Source organism: Streptomyces sp. Root1304 (assembly GCF_001426405.1).
Taxonomy (GTDB): domain Bacteria; phylum Actinomycetota; class Actinomycetes; order Streptomycetales; family Streptomycetaceae; genus Streptomyces.
Genome location: NZ_LMEP01000024.1, coordinates 86,570 through 105,145, shown reverse-complemented (window position 1 = coordinate 105,145; position 18,576 = coordinate 86,570). Strand labels below are relative to the sequence as shown.

Sequence of the window (18,576 nt, the reverse complement as noted above, 5' to 3'; positions counted from 1 at the left end):
GACGGGTGCGGCGGGTACGGCGGAGGCCACTAGCGGACGGCCTCCAGGACCTCGGCGGCCCCCAGCGCGTCCGCGATCTCCGCGAGCGCGTCGCTGTCGAGCGCCAGCAGGTCGGCGGCCGACATGCCGAGGTCCGCGAGGATCAGCCGGTCGCCGACCGGAGCGGCCGGCACCGCCTCGGCGGCGACCCCCGTCCCCTCGTCGTCGTCGTCGTCCGCGTCGCCGTCGAGCGGCTCCCCGTCCTCCGTGCCGTCCAGGTCCAGCGACTCCAGTTCGTCGACGAGGGCGTCGACGTCGTCGCCGAGGATCTCCCGGGTGAGGATCTCCCCGTACGAGGAACGGGCGGCGGCGGCGCCGTCCGAGACGTAGATACGAGGGTCTTCCTCACCCTCGATCCGCACGATCCCGAACCACGCGTCCTCCTGCTCGATGAAGACGATCACCGTGTCGTCGTCCGAGGCCTCGCGGGCGAGCTCGGTCAGATCCGACAGGGTCTCCACGTCGTCGAGCTCCGTGTCGCTCGCTTCCCACCCGTCTTCGGTGCGCGCGAGCAGTGCGGCGAAGTACACCTGACTCTCTCCCACTGATCAGAGGTGTGACGATCCGGCGGTGCGCTCCTGATGCCCCGCCCAATCGGCATCGTGACAGAAACGACGCTCTCAGGAGAGGTCTTCGGCTCTTGCGTCGTGCATCAGTCTGAACGACCCCGCGATCGGGTGGGCGTGCGACCCCGGCGCACACGGGGGGCGCACGGCCGAGTCCCGCCGTGGTCCGCCAGCGTGTCGCCGCGGGGCCCTCACCAGCGGAAGGTCCGCATGCGCATGGCCTGGCGCATCCGCGCGGCCCGTGCGCGTCTCGGCTGCACGCGCTCGCGCAGCGCCTTCGCCTCGTTGAGTTCGCGGAGGAACTGGGCGCGGCGCCTGCGGCGCTCCGCGTCCGTCTCCGGCGCCGGCCTCCGGGCCGCCCGCTCGGCGGCGTCCTCGGCCGGTTCTTCCAGGTCGGGCATCGGCCACTCCACCCCATCGCTGGGTCCCCGTGCTCCCACCTTCCCCCAGTGGCGTGGGTCGACGCCAGTGCGCGGCGGGCTACTGTTGAGTCATGCGTCTCCACGTCGTCGACCACCCCCTGGTCGCCCACAAGCTCACCACCCTGCGCGACAAGCGCACGGACTCCGCGACCTTCCGCCGTCTGGCCGACGAGCTGGTCACCCTGCTCGCCTACGAGGCCACCAGGGACGTCCGGACCGAGCAGGTCGACATCGAGACCCCCGTCACCCCGACGACCGGCGTGAAGCTGTCGTACCCGCGTCCGCTGGTGGTCCCGATCCTGCGCGCCGGGCTCGGCATGCTCGACGGCATGGTGCGGCTGCTGCCGACCGCCGAGGTCGGTTTCCTCGGCATGATCCGCAACGAGGAGACGCTGGAGGCGTCGACCTACGCGACGCGGATGCCGGAGGACCTCTCGGGCCGTCAGGTGTACGTCCTGGACCCGATGCTGGCGACCGGCGGCACGCTCGTCGCGGCGATCCAGGAGCTGATCCGGCGCGGCGCCGACGACGTGACCGCCGTGGTGCTCCTCGCCGCCCCGGAGGGCGTCGAGGTCATGGAGCGCGAGCTCGCGGGCACCCCCGTCACCGTCGTGACGGCCTCGGTCGACGAGCGCCTCAACGAGAACGGCTACATCGTCCCGGGCCTGGGCGACGCGGGCGACCGCATGTACGGCTCCGCCGAGTAGGGAACCGCCGGCTCCGCCGAGTAGGGAACCGCCGGCTCCGCCGAATAGAGAACCGCCGGCTCCGCCGAGTAGGTCTCAGCACTTCCCGGTCGGTACGGGCGCGGGCTTGGTCAGGGCGACCAGGGCCGCGTCCGCCGTCGTTTTCGGGGCCAGGTTCTTGAAGGCGGTCCCGATGATCAGGTCGACGTCCGCCGTGGCCCGGGTGTCCGTCTTGGTCGTGGCGCCCTTGAGCTGGGTGCCGAGGACCGGGAAGGCGCCCTTGGTGGCGGTCGTGGCGCCGAGCAGCAGACCGGCGCCGGTGACCTTCTTGTCGTACGCGGTGGGCGCGTTGCCCACCTTGCCGATCTTGAAGCCGCGCTTCTTGAGCTCGTCCGCGGTCGTCTTGGCGAGACCGCTGCGCGGGGTCGCGTTGTAGACGTTCACCGTGATCTGGGCGGGCTTGGGGAGCAGCGCGGCGGGCGCGGTGGTGGCCTTGGCGGCGGGTTTGCAGTCGGTCTGTTTCCCGGCCGTCGTCTTCTTGCCCTCGTCGCCCGAGAAGACGTCGACGAGCTGGAGCGTGCCCCAGCCGGCCGCGCCGAGCACGACCACGGCGGCCGCGGCCGCGAGGATGATCCTGCGCCGGCGGTGGGGGCGGCGCATCCGGGGATAGACATCCCCCGTGATGCGGTACTTTCCGCCCATTCCGGGGGGAGTGAGCATGCTCATGGACGCAGCGTAGTGCCGCCCGTCGGCGATGCCTACTTGATGATCATGTGATCGCGTCCGGATGGGGGCGAACTGACCCCGAAAGGGTCAGCGGGAGCGGGGCCGCGAGGCGCCGGCTCAGTCCATTTCCAGGACGCGGGCGTGCAGCACCTGGCGCTGCTGGAGCGCCGCGCGGACCGCGCGGTGCAGTCCGTCCTCGAGGTAGAGATCGCCCTGCCACTTCACGACGTGCGCGAAGAGGTCGCCGTAGAAGGTGGAGTCCTCGGCGAGCAGCGTCTCGAGGTCCAGCTGGCCCTTGGTGGTGACCAGCTGGTCGAGGCGGACCGGGCGCGGCGCGACGTCCGCCCACTGCCGGGTGCTTTCCCGGCCGTGGTCGGGATACGGCTTTCCGTTTCCGATGCGCTTGAAGATCACACGGAAAGCCTACCGGGCGAGCGGCTCCCGGCGCAGCCACGCGAGGGCAGTGGGATGCTGGTGCACATCGTGACAAATCCGAAATCGGGGTCCTCTCATGAGCGTGAGTGAGCAGCCGTCGGCCACCGGAACGGCCACCGGAACGGCCGCGGAGATCGCCGCGGGATACGCCTTCGACGGCGCGGCACTCGATCTGGGAGCCCTGCTCTGGGACGGCGTCTGTCACCCGGACGCGCGGATCCGCATCCCGCTGCCCGTCCTCAACCGGCACGGTCTGGTCGCCGGCGCGACCGGCACCGGCAAGACGAAGACGCTCCAGCTGATCGCCGAGCAGCTCTCGGCGCACGGCGTGCCCGTCTTCCTCGCCGACATCAAGGGCGACGTCTCCGGCATCTCGGCCCCCGGCGCCGACGGCGAGAAGGTCAGGGAGCGGGCCGGGCAGGTCGGGCAGGAGTGGCGGGCGACCGGCTTCCCCTGCGAGTTCTACGGTCTCGGCGGCACCGGCCCCGGCATCCCCGTGCGCGCCACGGTGACCAGCTTCGGCCCGCTCCTGCTCTCCAAGGTGCTCCGGCTCAACCAGACGCAGGAGCAGTCGCTCGGCCTGATCTTCCACTACGCGGACGCCAAGGGCCTGGAGCTGGTGGACCTCAAGGACCTGCGGGCGGTGGTGGCCTTCCTGGTGTCGGACCTCGGGAAGCCCGAACTGAAGGGGATCGGCGGGCTCTCGACGGCGACGGCGGGCGTGATCCTGCGGGCGCTCACGGCCTTCGAGCAGGAGGGCGCGGGCGGCTTCTTCGGGGAGCCGGAGTTCGACACGGGCGAGCTCCTGCGGACGGCGGAGGACGGGCGCGGCATCGTCTCGGTCCTGGAGCTGCCGGCCGTGCAGGACAAGCCGCAGCTGTTCTCGACCTTCCTGATGTGGATGCTGGCGGACCTCTACAACGACCTGCCGGAGGTCGGCGACCTGGACAAGCCGAAGCTGGTCTTCTTCTTCGACGAGGCGCACCTGCTGTTCAGCGGGGCCTCGAAGGCGTTCCTGGAGTCGATCACCCAGACGGTCCGGCTGATCCGCTCCAAGGGCGTCGGGATCTTCTTCGTGACGCAGACTCCGCGAGACGTACCCGGGGAGGTGCTCGCCCAGCTCGGCAACCGGGTGCAGCACGCGCTGCGGGCCTTCACCCCGGACGACGCGAAGGCGCTGAAGGCGACCGTACGGACCTTCCCGAACTCGCCGTACGACCTGGAGGAGGTGCTGACCGGGCTCGGTACGGGCGAGGCGGTGGTCACCGTACTGAGCGAGCGGGGTGCGCCGACCCCGGTGGCGGCGACCCGGCTGCGGGCGCCGGAGTCGCTGATGGGTCCGGTCGACGCGGCGGTCCTGGACGCGGCGGTGAAGGCCTCGCCGCTCCACGGGCGGTACGCGGAGGCGGTGGACCGGGAGTCGGCGTACGAGAAGCTGACGGCCGAGCAGCACGCGGCGGAGTCGGCGGCGCTGGAGGCCGCAGCCGCCGCGGAGGCGGAGAAGGCGGCGAAGGCGGCCGAGAAGGAGTCCGCGAAGACGGGAGCGAGGGCTCCGAAACCGGAGCCCTCGCTGGCCGAACAAGTGGTGGGCAGTGGGATGTTCACATCCCTCGCGCGGTCGATCGGCACCCAGCTCGGCCGGGAGATCAGCCGCTCGATCTTCGGTACCGCCCGCCGGAGGAGGTAGCCGTGAGGCCTACTCGGTGACCTGGTCGTGGTCGGCGTGCAGGCCGCCTCCGGCGCTCGCGTCGCCGGAGGTCGGGACGGAGACGACCGGCTTGCGCAGCGAGGAGATGTCGTGGGCGTAGGTGCCCACGGCGTTGGCGATGACCTTGATGTTCGCGTCGAAGGCCGTCATGTTGATGTTCTTCAGGTCGTCGCCCTTGGCGTGGTAGTTCACGTCGTACGCGACACCCGCCGTGCCCCCGAACAGGGCGGCCTGCGCGGCGGTCTTGATGCCCTCGGCGCCGGTGAAGGTGCCGCCGGAGGGGATGCCGACCTCGATGAACGGGCCGTAGTCGGAGCGGCCGTCGAAGTCGGTGCCCGCGTGCGGGAGTCCGCGCTTGTCCATGAAGTCGGTGATGTCCCGCTCCAGCTGGGCCGAGCCCTCCGGGCCCGCGCCCTCGCCGGCGTTGTCGGAGTTGTCGCCGTCGTAGACGAACAGCCCGTAGTTCGGCGAGGCGATCATGTCGAAGTTGAGGTAGAGCTTGATCTCGCCCTTGTCGAGCGCGGTCAGGTTGTTGACGTAGTGCTCGGAGCCGAGGAGGCCGTTCTCCTCCGCCGACCACCAGGCGAAGCGGACCTTGTTGCGGACCTTGTCCTTCGACTTGGCCAGCTCGAGGGCGGTCTGGAGGAGACCGGCGGAGCCCGAGCCGTTGTCGTTGATGCCGGGGCCCGCGGTGACGGAGTCCAGGTGCGAGCCGAGCATCACGGTGTTGGCGGCGTTGCCGCCCTTGGTCTCCGCGAGGACGTTGTTGGTGCTGCGCTTCTCCTGGAGCTCGCGGATCTCCAGCGACAGCGAGACCGGTCCCGCGGCGGCGTCGGCGGCGAGCTGGGTGCCCTGCGCCAGGCTGAGGCCGGCGGTCGGGATCCTGCCCGAGGCCACGTCGCCGAGGGTGCCGGAGAGCGTGCCGTCGACGTTGTTGTAGACGAGGGCGGCGGCGGCACCGGCGGCGCCGGCGTTCTGCTGCTTGATCGCGAAGGAGCAGCCACCGCGCTTGACCAGCGCGATCTTGCCCGTGTAGGCGCCGGCGGCGAAGTCGGAGGGCTCGCAGCCGGTCGTGCCGTCGGCGTCGACGGGCACGACCGTGACGGCCGCGGTGATGCCGCCGACCGGGGTGGACTTGGTGTACGTCATGGCCTTGATGTCGAGCGCCCGCGGGGCGGGGGAGACGACGGCGGCCTTCTCGGCGAGCGTCTCCGTGTACCAGAATTCGAACTTCTGGTACCGGACGTCGTAGCCGGCCTTCTTGAGCTGCGTGTACACGTACGCGGCCGAGGCGTCGTGGCCGAGCGAGCCGGCCGCGCGGTTGCCGCCGGCCGAGTCGGCTATCGCCTGGAACTTCTGCAGATGCGCGAAGGCGTCCTTGGCGGTCGTCTCGCGGACCAGCTTCTTCGCCAGCTTGGCGGCGTCGCGGGCGGGCGCGGCCGTGGGGTCCTGCCCCGCGGTGGCGGGGGAGGCGAGGACCAGCGGAGTGGCGAGTGCGGCGGCGGCGAGAACGGCCGCGGCCCGGCGCTGGGTTGCGTTCACAGAAGTCCTTCCCGTTACGGACGAGGTTGAGGGGAAGTTAGCGATCTGTAGGGCGTTCTGTGAACACCTTCTCCACAATTCCTGTCACATCGAGCAGGATTGACATGTGGAGTTGATGATTCCCTGACTATGTGGGGGACTTGGCGGCCTTCGCGGCCTTCGCCGCCGCCTTCATCTCCTGCTTGTGGGCCCTGACCTTCGCGAGCGACTCCGGGCCCGTGATGTCGGCGGCCGAGCGGTGGGACCCCTGCTCGCCGTACGGGCCCGCCGCCTCCCGCCAGCCCTTCGGCCGGACCCCGTACTGCTTGCCCAGCAGGGCGAGGAAGATCTGCGCCTTCTGCTTGCCGAAGCCGGGCAGCGCCTCCAGGCGGGCGAGCAGTTCCTTCCCGGTCGCCGCGTCCGACCAGACGGCCTCGGCGTCGCCCCCGTACTCCTCGACGAGGAACCGGCACAGCTGCTGCACGCGCTGGGCCATCGAGCCCGGGTAGCGGTGCACGGCCGGCTTCTCGGAGAGCAGCGCGGCGAACTCCTCCGGGTCCCGGGAGGCGATCTCGTGTGCGTCGAGGTCGTCCGCGCCGAGCCGCGAGGCGATCGTGTACGGCCCCGAGAACGCCCACTCCATCGGGACCTGCTGGTCGAGCAGCATGCCGACGAGCGCGGCGAGCGGGGACCGGCCGAGCAGCGCGTCGGCCTCGGGCTGCTGGGCGAGGTGGATCTCGGGGGGCTGGGGACTCATGCACCGATCATCACGCGCGCGCGTGACGGCCGCCCGGTGGATTCACCCCTTCGCGAACGGGTCGGGTACGCCCCCGCGCGAACGGGCCTGCCCCCTCCCTCGCGCACCGGCCGGGTTCATTCCTTCGCGAACCGGTCCAGGGCGGTCAGGACCAGCTTCCGGGTCTCCTCGCCGCCCAGGTGTCCCGCGCCCTCGACCACGTGCAGCTCCGCGTCCGGCCACGCGCGCGCCAGCTCCCAGGCGGTGGAGAGCGGCCCGCCCATGTCGATCCGGCCGTGCACGAGGACGCCGGGGATGCCGGCCAGCCGGTGGGCGTCACGGATCAGCGCACCCTCCTCCAGGAAGGCGCCGTGCGCGAAGTAGTGCGAGCAGATCCGGACGAAGCCCAGCCGGGCGTCGTCGACGCGGTCGGTGTACGGGGTGCCCATGCCCTCCATCGAGAGCACCGCGTCCTCCCAGGCGCACCAGTCGGCCGCCGCCTTCTCCCGTACGGCGAGATCGGGGTGGTTCATCAGCTCGGCGTACGAGCCGACGAGGTCGGCGGAGCCCTCGACCCCGGCCCGGAAGCGCTCGTGGGCCTCCGGGAAGAAGCGCCCGACCCCCTCGTACAGCCAGGCCGTCTCGGAACGGCGGGTGGTCGTCACGGCCGCGATCACGATCGCCGAGACGCGCTCGGGATGCGCCTCCGCGTACGCCAGGATCAGCGTGGACCCCCAGGAGCCGCCGTACAGCAGCCACTTCTCGATCCCGAGGTGCTCGCGCAGCCGCTCCATGTCCGCGACCAGGTGCGCGGTGGTGTTCATGGACATGTCGGCGGCCGGGTCGCTCGCGTGCGGGGTGGAGCGGCCGCAGCCGCGCTGGTCGAAGAGGACCACCCGGTACGCCGCGGGGTCGAAGAGCCGTCGGCTGCGCGGGGAGGAACCGGAGCCGGGCCCGCCGTGGACGACGAGCGCGGCCCGGCCCTCCGGGTTGCCGGAGACCTCCCAGTGGACGCGGTTGCCGTCGCCCACGTCGAGCAGGCCCTGGTCGTACGGTGCGGATTCCGGGTGCATCCGGCCGACCCTACCGGCCCCCGATCCGCACGGCGGGGTCCTCGCACCAGGCCAGGAGCGAGGCCCATTCCCCGTACCCCGAATCGGGGTTGAGGTGCTTCCCGCCCGGTACGTGGTCCACGTCGAGCCCGAGCGGCAGGCCGTAGTGCAGGTCGGCGCCCTCGGGGCAGTACGGGTCCCCGTCCCCGTACACCAGGCGCGCCGCGTCGAGGCCACGCTCGGCGAGGTCGAGCCCGTCCGCGAAGGCGGCGATCGGCGGGATCGAGGCGGTCACCGGCGGCGAGGGCGGGGCGACGAGCAGCACCCGGTCGGCCTCCGGGCGGCGCTCCCCGGCGCGCAGCCAGAGCAGTACGGACAGGCTGTGCGCGAGGACCACGAACTCCCCCTCGGCGGGCCGCTTCCCGTGCTCCTCCAGGGCGGCGAGCCAGTCGGCGAGCACGGGCGCGTCGGGCTCGGGGAGCTGCGGGTAGCGCACCTCGTGGCCGCGCGCCCGGAGCTCCCCGGCGAGCCAGTGCTGCCAGTGGCCGGGCGGACGGTGGTTCTCGTAGCCGTGCAGGATCAGATACGTGGTCATGGCACGATCCTGCGACCGGCGGGCGTTCCGGGTCCACCGTCGTCCGTCAGGCGGTCACCCGGACGCGCGCGGCCGTGGCGCTCCGGCTCAGGCGCGGAGCCGGAGGAGTTCGCGCAGGCCCGCCTTCAGGTGGTCCGCCGACAGCTCCCGTTCGACCGTCAGGTGGTGCATGACGTCGGGCGAGAACGGCGCGAGCAGCAGGTGCGCGAGGAGCGCGCTGTCGGCCCCGGGCCTGAGCCGGCCGATGAGCAGGGCGACATGGGTGTGCATCAGGCCGTACGCGCCGCCGTGGTAGCGGGCGCGGGGCGCGGCGGAGTGGGCGGCGAGCAGGATCTCGCGCTGCTCGCCGACCCGGTCGACGAGGGCGTCGAGGAAGGCGTCGAGCCGTTCCTCGGCGGGGGCGCCGGGACCGAGCGGCGGCGGGCCGCTCATGTACGCCTGCTGGAACTGCCGCTCGCGGTCGTCGAGCAGGGCCCACAGGAGCTGGGTGACGTCGCCGAAGCGGCGGTAGACGGTGCCGACGCCGATGCCGCTGGCGTGGGCGACCTGGTTCATGGTGACGGCCTCGGGGCCGTCCTCGGCGACGATCCGGGCGGCGGCGTCGAGGATCTTGCGGCGGTTGCGGGCGGCGTCGGCGCGCTCGGGAGTGGGGGTCCCGACGGTGGGGAGCAGGGCGGGCGTCACCGCCGCAGGCGTGCCTCCGGCCCGCTGGTTCTCGGTGCTCATCTGTCGGCTCCTCTGCCGGTCGTGCGCGTCCCGTCTCCCCCTGTCCCGGCCGCTTCCTGTCGCTCGTGCTCCCGAGCATACCTGCCGCCGGAATGAAGCGGATAGGCATCCGCTTAGGCGTCCGCCCAGTCGGGAAGCAGGGCCCTCCCGGATACCCCCGGGGGTACATCTGTTAAGGTCGATTCCGTTACCACGTATACCCCCGGGGGTAATGTCGGCCCTCCTCCGGTCTCCGAAAGGGGCAACCGTGCCGCTCATCGAACCGCCTCGGCCCGCCCGATGGTGATCGCCCTCGCGGCCGGCGCCGTCGTCGGGCTCGCGCTCGGGGCGCTCGGCGGCGGAGGCAGCGTCCTCGCCGTCCCGGTCCTGATCTACCTGCTCGGCTTCACCCCGCCCGCCGCCGCCACCGCGAGCCTCCTGATCGTCCTCGCGACCTCCGCGACCGCGCTCTACGGCCACGCCAAGGACGGGAACGTCCGCTGGGGCACCGGCGCGCTCTTCGCGGCGGCGGGAATCGTCCCGGCGGCGCTCGGCGGTCTCCTCGCGACCCGGCTCCCGGAGGCGCTGCTCACCGCCGGGTTCGCGGCGGTGGCGGGGATCGCGGCGGTACGGATGCTCAGGCCCGCGTCCGGCGCCGAGGGCGTCCGCAGGCCGGCCCCGGCCGTCGCGGGCGCGGGTGCCGGGCTCGGTGCGGTCACCGGGATCCTCGGGGTGGGCGGCGGATTCCTCACCGTGCCGGCGCTCGTGCAGGTCGTGGGCCTGCGGATGCGCACGGCGGTGGGGACGAGCCTGCTGGTCGTCGCGGCGAACGCGCTTGCGGCGCTGCTGGCCAGGGCGGGCACGGCCGACGCCCTGGACTGGGCGGTGATCGCCCCCTTCGCGGGGGCGGCGATCCTGGGCGCCTGGGACGGCCGGCGCCTCGCGTCGAAGGTCTCGGGCGACACTCTGCGCCGGATCTTCGGGGCGGCACTGCTCGGGGTGGCGGGGCTGATGCTGCTGGACGCGGTGGTGTTCTGAGTGGCGACGCCGATGGCCGTACCCCGGCCGACGCCGACGCCGGGGGGGGGCGTACCTCGGCTGATGCCGACGCCCACGGCCGTACCGCTGCCCGGTCCCGTACCCCTGCCCGGTCCCGTACCCCTCCCGCTTACGCCAGCGACAGGAAGAGCTTCTCCAGCCGGGCGCGCATCGCGTTCGGGTCCTCGCCGTCCTTGCGGCCGCCCTCGATGTCGGTCAGGCACTGCTGGAGCCCGGTCGCGATGATCGCGAACCCGGCCCGGTCGAGGGCGCGGGAGGCGGCGGCCAGCTGGGTCACGACCTCCTCGCAGTCCCGGCCCTCCTCGATCATCCGGATCACTCCGGAGATCTGGCCCTGAGCGCGGCGGAGCCGGTTCAGGACTGCCTTCAGCTCCGCACCAGCGAGATCCAGTTCCACAGCCACTCCTCCACAGATACCCCAGGGGGTAATTTACTCCCCCGCACGGGGTCCCGTCGAAGACCAAGGATGACACCTGCCATGAACGCACCCCTCCTGCTCGATCCCGACCAGGCCCGCACCCGGCTGGCCGGCCTGACCGTCGTCGACGTGCGCACGCCCGGCGAGTACGCCTCCGGCCATGTGCCCGGCGCCGTGAACGTCCCGCTCGACCGGCTCGCCCGCGCCGTCCCCGCCCTCCGGGAGGCGGCGGCGCGCGGCGGAGTGCTGGTCGTCTGCCAGTCGGGCAACCGCTCGGCCAGGGCCTGCGCGCAGCTCGCGGCGGAAGGCGTGAGCGCGTACGACCTCGACGGCGGTACGAGCGGCTGGGCGGCGCGCGGCCACGGCCTGGACCGCCCGGCGGGCGCTCCGGCGAAGCCGGTGTGGGCGATGGACCGCCAGGTGCGGCTGGTCGCGGGCTCGCTGGTGCTGCTCGGCCTGCTGCTCGGCGTGCTGGTCCACCCGGCGTTCCAGCTGCTCTCGGCGGGCGTCGCGGGCGGCCTCGTCTTCTCGGCGCTCACCAACACCTGCGGCATGGCGCTGATGCTCGGCAAGCTCCCGTACAACCGGGCGAGCGCGTGCGCGGTCGACATGGACGCGACGCTGGCCCGGCTGCGTCAGGGGGCGGGGGAGTAGCGCCGGAGGAACATCTCCACCCCGTCGACGAGCAGCCGCTCGCCCAGTCCGTCGGCGAGCTCGGTCCCGTACTGCTCGAACACCATCTGCGGGAAGACGAGCAGCGAGTAGAGCTGGAGGACGGCGACCTCCAGGTCGGGGATGTCGAGCAGGTTCCGCTCGGCGAGGGTGCGCAGGGCGTCCGCGACGGCGGGGTGGTGCCCGGCGGGGCCGTGGGCGCGCCAGGCGCGGCCCAGCTCGGGGAAGCGGTGGAGTTCGGTGGCGACGAGGGTGCGCAGGGCGCGGCCCTCGTCGTCGGCGCGTACGGCGCGGCTCCAGGCGCGGCCGGCCTCGGTGAGGGCGGCGCGCAGTTCGTCGGGGCCTTCGGCGGCGACGAGCCGGGCGAGGTCGGGGGCGCCGGTGAGCCCCTGTCCGTCAGTGCGTCCTTCGCCGGTGTGTCCGTCGGGGGTGCGCCCCTCGCCTCCGTGGCCGGACAGGGGTTCGTCGAGGGCGCCGGCGACGACGGCGGTGAAGAGGGCTTCCTTGCTGCCGAAGTGGTTGTAGACGGTCACCTTGGAGACGCCGGCCTCGGCGGCGATGGCGTCCATGCCGACGCCGAAGCCCTCGCGGAGGAAGAGGTCGCGGGCGGCCCGCAGGACGGCCTGGCGCTTGCGGGCGGCGCGGGGGCCGGAGGGGCCTTCGGCGGCGGGCTTGGCGGAGGGAGCGTCCATGGGTGAACCCTACCAACGGAACTGTACTCTTGAGTTCAACTGTACTGTGCCGTACAGTTCAGTTATGCCCACCGACTCCGCCGTACCCACCCCTGCCCTGGCACACCCCGAACCCGACCCCGACCCGCGCCGCTGGACGGCCCTGGCGCTGATCTGCGCGGCGCAGTTCATGCTGATCCTCGACGTGACCGTGGTGAACGTGGCCCTGCCGGCCGTCGCGACCGATCTGGGCCTCGGGCGTACGGCCCTGACCTGGGTCGTCACCACGTACACCCTCTGCTTCGGCGGCCTGATGCTGCTCGGCGGCCGGCTCGCGGACGCCCTCGGCGCCCGCCGGGTGCTCCTCGCCGGACTGGCCCTGTTCACGGCCGCGTCCCTGACCTGCGGCCTGGCGCCGGACGCCGGGGTCCTGCTCGCGGGGCGCGCGGCCCAGGGCGTCGGCGCCGCACTCCTCTCCCCGGCGGCGCTGGCACTGGTCACCACGATGTTCCGGGGCGCGGAACGCCCGAAGGCGCTGGGCGTCTGGGCGGCCGTCGGCGGTACGGGATCGGCGGTCGGCGTCCTGCTGGGCGGCGCGCTGACCGCGGGCCCGGGATGGCCCTGGATCTTCCACGTGAACGTCCCGGTGGGCCTGGCACTGCTGCTCGCGCTCCCGAAGGCCGTACGCCCGACGGCACGGCCCCTGCCCACGGGGCCCACCGGGAAGCGCACCGGGACCGGCGGCCTGGACGTCCCCGGCGCCCTGCTCGTCACCACGGCGACCGGCGCACTCGTCTACGGCCTGGTCCGGGCGGGCGACTCCGGCTGGACGGCGGCGGCGACCCTGCTCCCGCTGCTCGGCGCGCTCGTGCTCTACGGCGCCTTCGCGGCGGCGGAACGCCGGACCCGCACCCCGCTGATGGACCTGCGGATGCTGACCCGGCGGCCGGTGGTGGCGGGCTCGCTCCTGATGCTGGTCGCGACGGCGCTGCTGATCTCCTTCTTCTTCCTGGGCTCGCTGCGGCTCCAGTACGTCCACGGCCTCGACGCGCTCCGCACCGGCCTGCTGTTCCTCCCGGTCGCCCTGGCGACAGCGGTCGGCGCGCACCTGGGCTCCCGCCTGGTGATGACGGCGGGCCCGCGCGCCTGCGCGGCCGGCGGCATGACGGTCGCGGCCCTGGGCTGCCTGCCGCTGGCCGTACTGGACCCCGCGTCGGGCCCGTGGACCACGGTCCTGCCGTCCCTGGCGACGGCGGCGTTCGGCCTGGGCGCGGTCTTCGTGACGGCGACGACGACGGCCCTCGGCCTGATCACCCCACCCGAGGCGGGCCTCGCCTCGGGCATCGTGAACACCTTCCACGAACTGGGCGGCTCCCTGGGCGTGGCCCTCGCCTCCACCCTGGCCCTGACCACCACACCCCCCACCCCGCCAGGCTTCACGACCGCCTTCACGGCCTGCACCCTGACAGCCGCGACCACAGCCCTGACGTCCCTGCTTCTGATCCCCCGATCCCACCCCCACACCCGAACGAACCCCCACGGACACGGGCTGCACTGAGGGCGGTCGCCCACACGCGGACCGGCCGCCACCAGGTGGCGGCCGGTCCGCGACCGGATCATCCGGCGGCGGTTCCTTCGCCGCCGGCGGCGGACCGCTGCCGAGGGCTCCGGCGCTGCTCGCCGAACTGGCCCAGGTGCGCGACGACCGAGCTGTAGAAGCGGTCGACGGCGTCGTCGATGCTGCGGATGAACCCCGACTCCGTACCGCCCCGGCTGTTGCCCATGCCCTTGAAGAGCGAGAGCCGGAACCCGGTGATCTCCGCGCCGTCCTTGGGCAGCAGGTCCCCGGGCTCGGGACGGAGGCGCTCCAGGGTTCCGCGCGGCCCCTTCCCGTCCTCCAGCAGGGTCTCCACGTGCAGGTCGGCGGGGGCCTCGTCCAGAACGCGCAGGAGCCGCTTCGCGACCGACAGCGGGTACGAACCGTCCGGCGCGGGCACGTCGATGGACGTCCGGATCTTGCCCGTTCGGAGATCCGCGGTGATGGACAGGATGCTCCGCGCCCCGTCGACCCGCAGTTCGGCGGAGAGCTTCCCCTCCTCGCACAGCAGGTCGGCCAGCTCCGCACGCCGGGACTTCGGGTCGGAGCCGCGCTTGGCACGCTGCACCGGCAGGGCCTTCTGGCCGAGCTCGCCGCCCAGCCGCAGACAGACCTGACGGATCAGGCGCTCCCAGCTCTCCACGACCTCCACCGCGCGGGGATCGCCCTGGCACAGGGTCTCGCTGTCGATGCCGTTGCGCACGGGCACCCACGACGGGCCCATGTTCTGGAAGCCGTGGCAGCCGGAGTTCTCGTGCTGGAGGTAGTGGAGCAGCTCCTGGAGCAGCCAGGCGTGGGCGGCGTTGCCCACGCCCTCGTGCCGGATCAGCATCTGCGCCTGGTGGGCCACCTCCGCCCACGACAGGTGCCAGAGCGAGACCTTGTGCTTGCGCCGCCCGTCCGTCTTGACCTCGACCAGCGGACTGCCTTCGAGCGCCACGTCGTTGGAGAGCGTGATGACGGCCTCGTACCCGCGCCGTGCCGCGATGTCCATGTAGTTCTGGACCTGCTCGGACTTCAGGGGATTGCCGTTGGTCTTCGTCTCCACGAGCGCCGTCCACAGCTTTCCGGCCCGCTCGGTCCGGATGACGCCGTCCGGCCGCTTCGGAGTGTCGCCGTGCGGGAGCGACACCTCGGTGAAGGTCTGCATCCGGCCGGCGGGAGCGCCGAACCCCGCGGTGAGGCGGCGGCCGAACTCCGGCACCTCCGCCATGACCGACAGCAGCACGGACGTGGCACGCACCTCGCGCTCCCGGTCGCTCTTGTAGGAGGGAACGGGGAAGAGCCGGGCCGGCTTCCAGGAGTCGTTCTCGGCCAGGGACTTCTTCACGGCCTTCGGGAGCGTGACCTTCTTCTTGGCCGTCCGGGCGCCTCGACGCCGGGCGGGCGGCGGCGTCCCGTCGGGGACGGCGGGGGCGGCGGCCGGGTGGTCGGCGGGCGCGGCGGCCGGGTGGTCCGCCGGGCCGGTGGCCTGAGCGGGAATCAGGGCGGCACTGTCGGCGCGGGGAGCGCCCGGGGCCGAAGACGCGTCGGCGGGGGAGCCCTGAGCCGTGTCGGTGACGGGCGCGGAGGGACCGGCCGGCGCGGCTTCCGCACCGGCCTCGCTCAGCTCCTCGCCCTGACCCTCACCCTCGGCCTCGCCCTCGTCGACGGAGATGCCGAAGTCGGTGGCGAGCCCGGCGAGCCCGGTCTCGTACCCCTGCCCCACGGCGCGGAACTTCCACTCGTCGTTCCGCCGGTACAGCTCGCCGAAGATGAAGGCCGTCTCGATCGTGGCGTCCGGGATGGAGAAGCCGAGCAGCACCTCGCCCGAACGGTCGCTGACCGACATGCGCAGGTCGTCCAGATCGCCGAAACAGGCGCCGCCGTACTGGCTGGCGGCGACCACCACGGTCGCGACGTCCGCCGGGAGCGCCGTCAGGTCCAGGCTGATGCGGTCCTCGCTGCCGTTCTCGGTCGGCACCTTCCCCAGCAGCTGCACGCTGCCGTCCTCGGCGGCGGGGTGGTTGTAGAAGTAGAAGTCGGAGTCCCCGCGCACCTTGCCGTCGGCGTCGACCAGCAACACCGAGACGTCCGCGTCGCCGTCGCCGGTCGCGCTGCTCCAGCTCAGACCGACGACGACTGAGCCGACGTCCTCACTGAGGGCCGCCAGCCCGATGTTGGCTCCCTTGGACATCTCGTGCATGCGTCCCCCCGGACCCTTCGCGATGTGCGTGCGCCGTGCGCCTCGGGGGTGATGGGCGCCCCCGTGGGAACCGTAGCGTCCGCAACCGGAGATTGGGGAGGCAATGTGAAACTTGGACGAACGGGGTGGGGTGACGGCCCGAACCGGCCCCTCGGCGAGCGCGTCGCGCGCCTACCGGGAGACCGGGAGACCGGATGCCCGTCGCCCGTGCTCAGTCCTGGCTCGGGCCGGTTTCGTCGATCGGGCGGATGACCACCGGGTACTCCGGGGCGCCGGCGGGCTGCGGGCAGCGGGCCACTCGGGCGGCGATCTCCGTCACGCGCTCCAGGGACGCGCAGTCGAGGATCCAGAAGCCGACGATGACCTCCTTGGTCTCCGCGTACGGGCCGTCCGTGACGACCGGCTTGCCGTCGCCGTCCACCGACACGAAGCGGGTCGTGGCCGGGGCGGTCAGGCCCTGTGCGTCGAGCATCTCGCCGGACGCCGCCAGCTCCTCGTTGATCCCGTTCATGTGGTCGAACATCGCCTTGAGGTCCGACTTGGTCCAGGCGGGACTGTTCGCGGTGGGGCGGCCCATCATCGCCTCGTAGTCGGCATCCGAGCCCTGCACCATCACCAGGTACTTCATGACGTCCTCCTCGATTCCTGCTTCTCGCTCCCGGCCTCCTTGCCGGTCACTGCCATTCGCAGGACAGTCGGAGCCGCCCGCCCGTTCTCGACACCGCGCGGGCACGGGCCAGAAAAACCGGAGAAATCACCCGGCCGCACCATGATTCCGGTGTGAACGCCTTCACCTTCTCCGCCGCCTTCATCGCCTTCTTCTCCGTCGTAGGCCCCCCGAAGGTCCTCCTCTCCTTCGCCGGCCTCGCCCAGGTCCACCCCGTCGGGCAGCTCCGCACCATCGCCCTGATCTCCTCCGGCGCCGCCGTCCTCGTCGGGCTCCTCACCGGCATCACCGCCCCCTGGCTCCTCGACGTCTTCCACATCAGCACCCCCGCCCTCCAGCTCGCGGGCGGCGTCATCTTCTTCATCTACGCCGTCGGTCTCGTCCTCGGCCTCCACCTCGGCTCCACCACCACCCACCAGGACTCCCCGGACCTGCTCAGCGGCGTACGCGAACTGCTCATGCCGTACGTCGTCAGCCCGCTCGCCATGACCGCCCTGCTCGTCGAGGCGGCCGCCCGCGACTCCTTCACCTGGCGTTCCACGGTCGTCGGCGCGTACGTGTCCGTCATCGCCCTCGACCTGATCTGCGTCCTGCTGCTGAGCCGCGTGCTGCGCCGCACCCACCACGCCACGATCGAACTCCTCGGCCGCCTCCTGGGACTCCTGCTCGCCGCCGTCGGCGTGGACCTGTTCCTGGACGGGCTCTCGGACCTGGGGGTTCCGGGGCTGTACGTGCGGCATTGAGGCGGGGGGTGGGGGAGGGGTCCGCGCTCGATCCGCTGCTCGGCCGCTCCGCTGCTCGGCTGCTCCCTACTCCGCGCTCAGCTCGCGCTCCAGCGGCGTACGGAAGCGTGGTGTCACCCGTACGTCCCCCACCCAGCCCGCCAGACGCTCCGCCTCCGCGCCGATCGCCCGTTCCGCCTCCCCGCCCGCGTCCGCCAGGAGCCGGTGGACGATCGTGCCGTCCCGGCGCTGCGCCCAGCCGCCCACGATCCGGCCGTTCCACCACACCGTCGGCCCGATGTTCCCGCTGCGGTCGTACAGCGCGGGCCGCAGCTCCGGGTCCAGGAACCAGTCACGGGCCTGCCAGCCCATCGGCGTCGGGTCGAGCGCGGGCAGGAGCGCCGCCCACGGCTCCGTCTCCGGTACGGGTTCCAGGTCGTCCGGCAGGACGAAGCCGGCCGCCCGCCCGGCCCCCGCCCCTTCCCCCTCCTCGAGCGTCACCGGCACCGCCCCGACGGCCGCCAGCGCCGCCCGTACGTCCGTCACCTTCCACCCCGTCCACCACTTCAGATCCGCCTCGGTCGCTGGCCCGCACGCCCGCAGCCAGCGCCCGATCAGCTCCGCCCGCGCCTCCGCCGGACCGGGTTCCGCGCGGGCCTCGGCGAGCGTCCAGCGGAAGCGGCTCGACGTCCACGCCCCCTGCGGCCGGCCCCGTACGATCCGCCCGTCCATGCCGAGCACCCGTAGCACCCGGCTCGCGACCGACTGCACACCCTCCTGGCGGGTTCCCTTCCCGTACACGTACGTCGATCTCAACTCCGGTACGGCGTCACCGAGTTCAGCGCCCGTGACCTCCCCGCGCACGCCCAGCTCGGCAAGGACCCGGGCCTCGGTCGCCGCCAGCCAGTCCGCGTCGAAGGGGCTTCCTGCCGCCAAGTGCTTGAGGAGGGAGGCCCGTTCGCGGACCGCCGCGGGGCGGGTCGTCGACACCTGTACGGCGGGTGCGAGGTCGGCGGGGAAGACGAAGACCGTGTGCCGCATGCCGTGCATCCGCACCAGGGACCGGTCCTCGTACAGCGCCCGCTCCACCCCGGGGACGGGCCCGGCGGCCTCCGGATGCGGCTCGGTGGGCGAGTGCTGCGGTTCGGCGGGCGGCTGCGGCCCGGCCCCCGCCCCGGACCGCGTTCTCGCCCCCACCGCGAGGAACACGCTCGCCGGGTCCGTCCCGTGCAGCGCCACGAGCGCGCCCGCGACCTCCTCCGCCGAATCGGCCCGCGCGCTCCCGGCCAGCCGGTGCCGCACCCCGAGCCGCGCCCTGCGTTCCGCCGCGCCGATCGTCCTCTTCTCGCTCATGCGGCCAAGCATGGCCTCGGGCGGCCGCCGAACCGAGGAGA

Annotated in this window: 20 protein-coding genes; 6 read left to right on the top strand and 14 right to left on the bottom strand. The window is 72.8% G+C overall.

Annotated features, from left to right (window positions below; translation table 11 throughout):
• Positions 1-29: 29 nt before the first annotated feature.
• Together ASD33_RS25110 and ASD33_RS25105 are read right to left on the bottom strand one after the other, a co-directional pair.
• Positions 30-569: a hypothetical protein gene (locus tag ASD33_RS25110; RefSeq protein WP_056564857.1), complete on the bottom strand. Its 540-nt coding sequence runs from the start codon at positions 567-569 to the stop codon at positions 30-32.
• Positions 570-796: 227 nt separating this feature from the next.
• Entirely contained in the window at positions 797-1,006 is a 210-nt protein-coding gene (locus tag ASD33_RS25105) for a hypothetical protein (protein WP_056564854.1), read from the bottom strand.
• Between the two features lie 92 nt (positions 1,007-1,098).
• On the opposite strand from ASD33_RS25105, the gene upp reads away from it, so the two are divergent.
• On the top strand, positions 1,099-1,734 hold the full coding sequence (gene upp, locus ASD33_RS25100; protein WP_056564851.1) for a uracil phosphoribosyltransferase: 636 nt from the start codon (positions 1,099-1,101) through the stop codon (positions 1,732-1,734).
• Between the two features lie 75 nt (positions 1,735-1,809).
• Here upp and ASD33_RS25095 read toward each other — a convergent pair whose 3' ends face one another.
• Together ASD33_RS25095 and ASD33_RS25090 are read right to left on the bottom strand one after the other, a co-directional pair.
• Entirely contained in the window at positions 1,810-2,439 is a 630-nt protein-coding gene (locus ASD33_RS25095) for a LytR C-terminal domain-containing protein (RefSeq protein WP_056564848.1), read from the bottom strand.
• 117 nt (positions 2,440-2,556) lie between these two features.
• Positions 2,557-2,853, bottom strand: coding sequence for a type II toxin-antitoxin system VapB family antitoxin (locus ASD33_RS25090; protein ID WP_015034993.1), 297 nt, complete (start codon positions 2,851-2,853; stop codon positions 2,557-2,559).
• Positions 2,854-2,950: 97 nt separating this feature from the next.
• Here ASD33_RS25090 and ASD33_RS25085 point away from each other — a divergent pair, with 97 nt between their 5' ends.
• Complete coding sequence (locus ASD33_RS25085; RefSeq protein WP_056564845.1) at positions 2,951-4,561, top strand: helicase HerA-like domain-containing protein; 1,611 nt, start codon at positions 2,951-2,953, stop codon at positions 4,559-4,561.
• 9 nt (positions 4,562-4,570) lie between these two features.
• Here ASD33_RS25085 and ASD33_RS25080 read toward each other — a convergent pair whose 3' ends face one another.
• The 5 genes from ASD33_RS25080 to ASD33_RS25060 all read right to left on the bottom strand — a co-directional run bounded on the left by ASD33_RS25080 (position 4,571) and on the right by ASD33_RS25060 (position 9,212).
• Complete coding sequence (locus ASD33_RS25080) at positions 4,571-6,124, bottom strand: M28 family metallopeptidase (protein WP_056564842.1); 1,554 nt, start codon at positions 6,122-6,124, stop codon at positions 4,571-4,573.
• A 127-nt stretch (positions 6,125-6,251) separates the two neighbouring features.
• Complete coding sequence (locus tag ASD33_RS25075; RefSeq protein ID WP_056564839.1) at positions 6,252-6,860, bottom strand: HhH-GPD-type base excision DNA repair protein; 609 nt, start codon at positions 6,858-6,860, stop codon at positions 6,252-6,254.
• 116 nt (positions 6,861-6,976) lie between these two features.
• The gene (gene pip / locus ASD33_RS25070) at positions 6,977-7,912 is read right to left on the bottom strand and encodes a prolyl aminopeptidase (RefSeq protein WP_056564837.1); all 936 of its coding nucleotides are present in this window, start codon (positions 7,910-7,912) and stop codon (positions 6,977-6,979) included.
• Between the two features lie 10 nt (positions 7,913-7,922).
• Positions 7,923-8,486, bottom strand: coding sequence for an alpha/beta hydrolase (locus tag ASD33_RS25065; protein ID WP_056564834.1), 564 nt, complete (start codon positions 8,484-8,486; stop codon positions 7,923-7,925).
• Between the two features lie 87 nt (positions 8,487-8,573).
• Entirely contained in the window at positions 8,574-9,212 is a 639-nt protein-coding gene (locus ASD33_RS25060) for a TetR/AcrR family transcriptional regulator (RefSeq protein WP_056564832.1), read from the bottom strand.
• Positions 9,213-9,491: 279 nt separating this feature from the next.
• Between ASD33_RS25060 and ASD33_RS25055 the strand changes: the two genes are divergently transcribed.
• Positions 9,492-10,229, top strand: coding sequence for a sulfite exporter TauE/SafE family protein (locus ASD33_RS25055; RefSeq protein ID WP_056564830.1), 738 nt, complete (start codon positions 9,492-9,494; stop codon positions 10,227-10,229).
• 130 nt (positions 10,230-10,359) lie between these two features.
• Here the strand turns inward: ASD33_RS25055 and ASD33_RS25050 are convergent, their stop codons facing one another.
• The gene (locus tag ASD33_RS25050) at positions 10,360-10,647 is read right to left on the bottom strand and encodes a metal-sensitive transcriptional regulator (RefSeq protein ID WP_056564827.1); all 288 of its coding nucleotides are present in this window, start codon (positions 10,645-10,647) and stop codon (positions 10,360-10,362) included.
• 81 nt (positions 10,648-10,728) lie between these two features.
• Between ASD33_RS25050 and ASD33_RS25045 the strand changes: the two genes are divergently transcribed.
• Positions 10,729-11,322 carry a rhodanese-like domain-containing protein gene (locus ASD33_RS25045; protein ID WP_056564824.1) on the top strand — a complete coding sequence of 198 codons (594 nt, stop codon included), beginning with the start codon at positions 10,729-10,731 and terminating at the stop codon, positions 11,320-11,322.
• Here the strand turns inward: ASD33_RS25045 and ASD33_RS25040 are convergent.
• On the bottom strand, positions 11,304-12,032 hold the full coding sequence (locus ASD33_RS25040) for a TetR/AcrR family transcriptional regulator (RefSeq protein WP_056564820.1): 729 nt from the start codon (positions 12,030-12,032) through the stop codon (positions 11,304-11,306). The genes ASD33_RS25045 and ASD33_RS25040 overlap by 19 nt on opposite strands.
• A 64-nt stretch (positions 12,033-12,096) precedes the next feature.
• Here ASD33_RS25040 and ASD33_RS25035 point away from each other — a divergent pair, with 64 nt between their 5' ends.
• Positions 12,097-13,569, top strand: coding sequence for an MFS transporter (locus tag ASD33_RS25035; RefSeq protein WP_056564817.1), 1,473 nt, complete (start codon positions 12,097-12,099; stop codon positions 13,567-13,569).
• A gap of 58 nt (positions 13,570-13,627) precedes the next feature.
• Here the strand turns inward: ASD33_RS25035 and ASD33_RS25030 are convergent, their stop codons facing one another.
• Together ASD33_RS25030 and ASD33_RS25025 are read right to left on the bottom strand one after the other, a co-directional pair.
• Positions 13,628-15,784: a TerD family protein gene (locus tag ASD33_RS25030; RefSeq protein ID WP_056565648.1), complete on the bottom strand. Its 2,157-nt coding sequence runs from the start codon at positions 15,782-15,784 to the stop codon at positions 13,628-13,630.
• 220 nt (positions 15,785-16,004) lie between these two features.
• The gene (locus tag ASD33_RS25025) at positions 16,005-16,421 is read right to left on the bottom strand and encodes a YciI family protein (protein ID WP_056564814.1); all 417 of its coding nucleotides are present in this window, start codon (positions 16,419-16,421) and stop codon (positions 16,005-16,007) included.
• A gap of 152 nt (positions 16,422-16,573) precedes the next feature.
• On the opposite strand from ASD33_RS25025, the gene ASD33_RS25020 reads away from it, so the two are divergent.
• On the top strand, positions 16,574-17,203 hold the full coding sequence (locus tag ASD33_RS25020) for a MarC family protein (protein ID WP_056564811.1): 630 nt from the start codon (positions 16,574-16,576) through the stop codon (positions 17,201-17,203).
• A gap of 66 nt (positions 17,204-17,269) precedes the next feature.
• On the opposite strand, the gene ASD33_RS25015 is transcribed toward ASD33_RS25020, so the two are convergent.
• Positions 17,270-18,535 carry a winged helix DNA-binding domain-containing protein gene (locus ASD33_RS25015; protein WP_056564807.1) on the bottom strand — a complete coding sequence of 422 codons (1,266 nt, stop codon included), beginning with the start codon at positions 18,533-18,535 and terminating at the stop codon, positions 17,270-17,272.
• Positions 18,536-18,576: the final 41 nt, after the last annotated feature.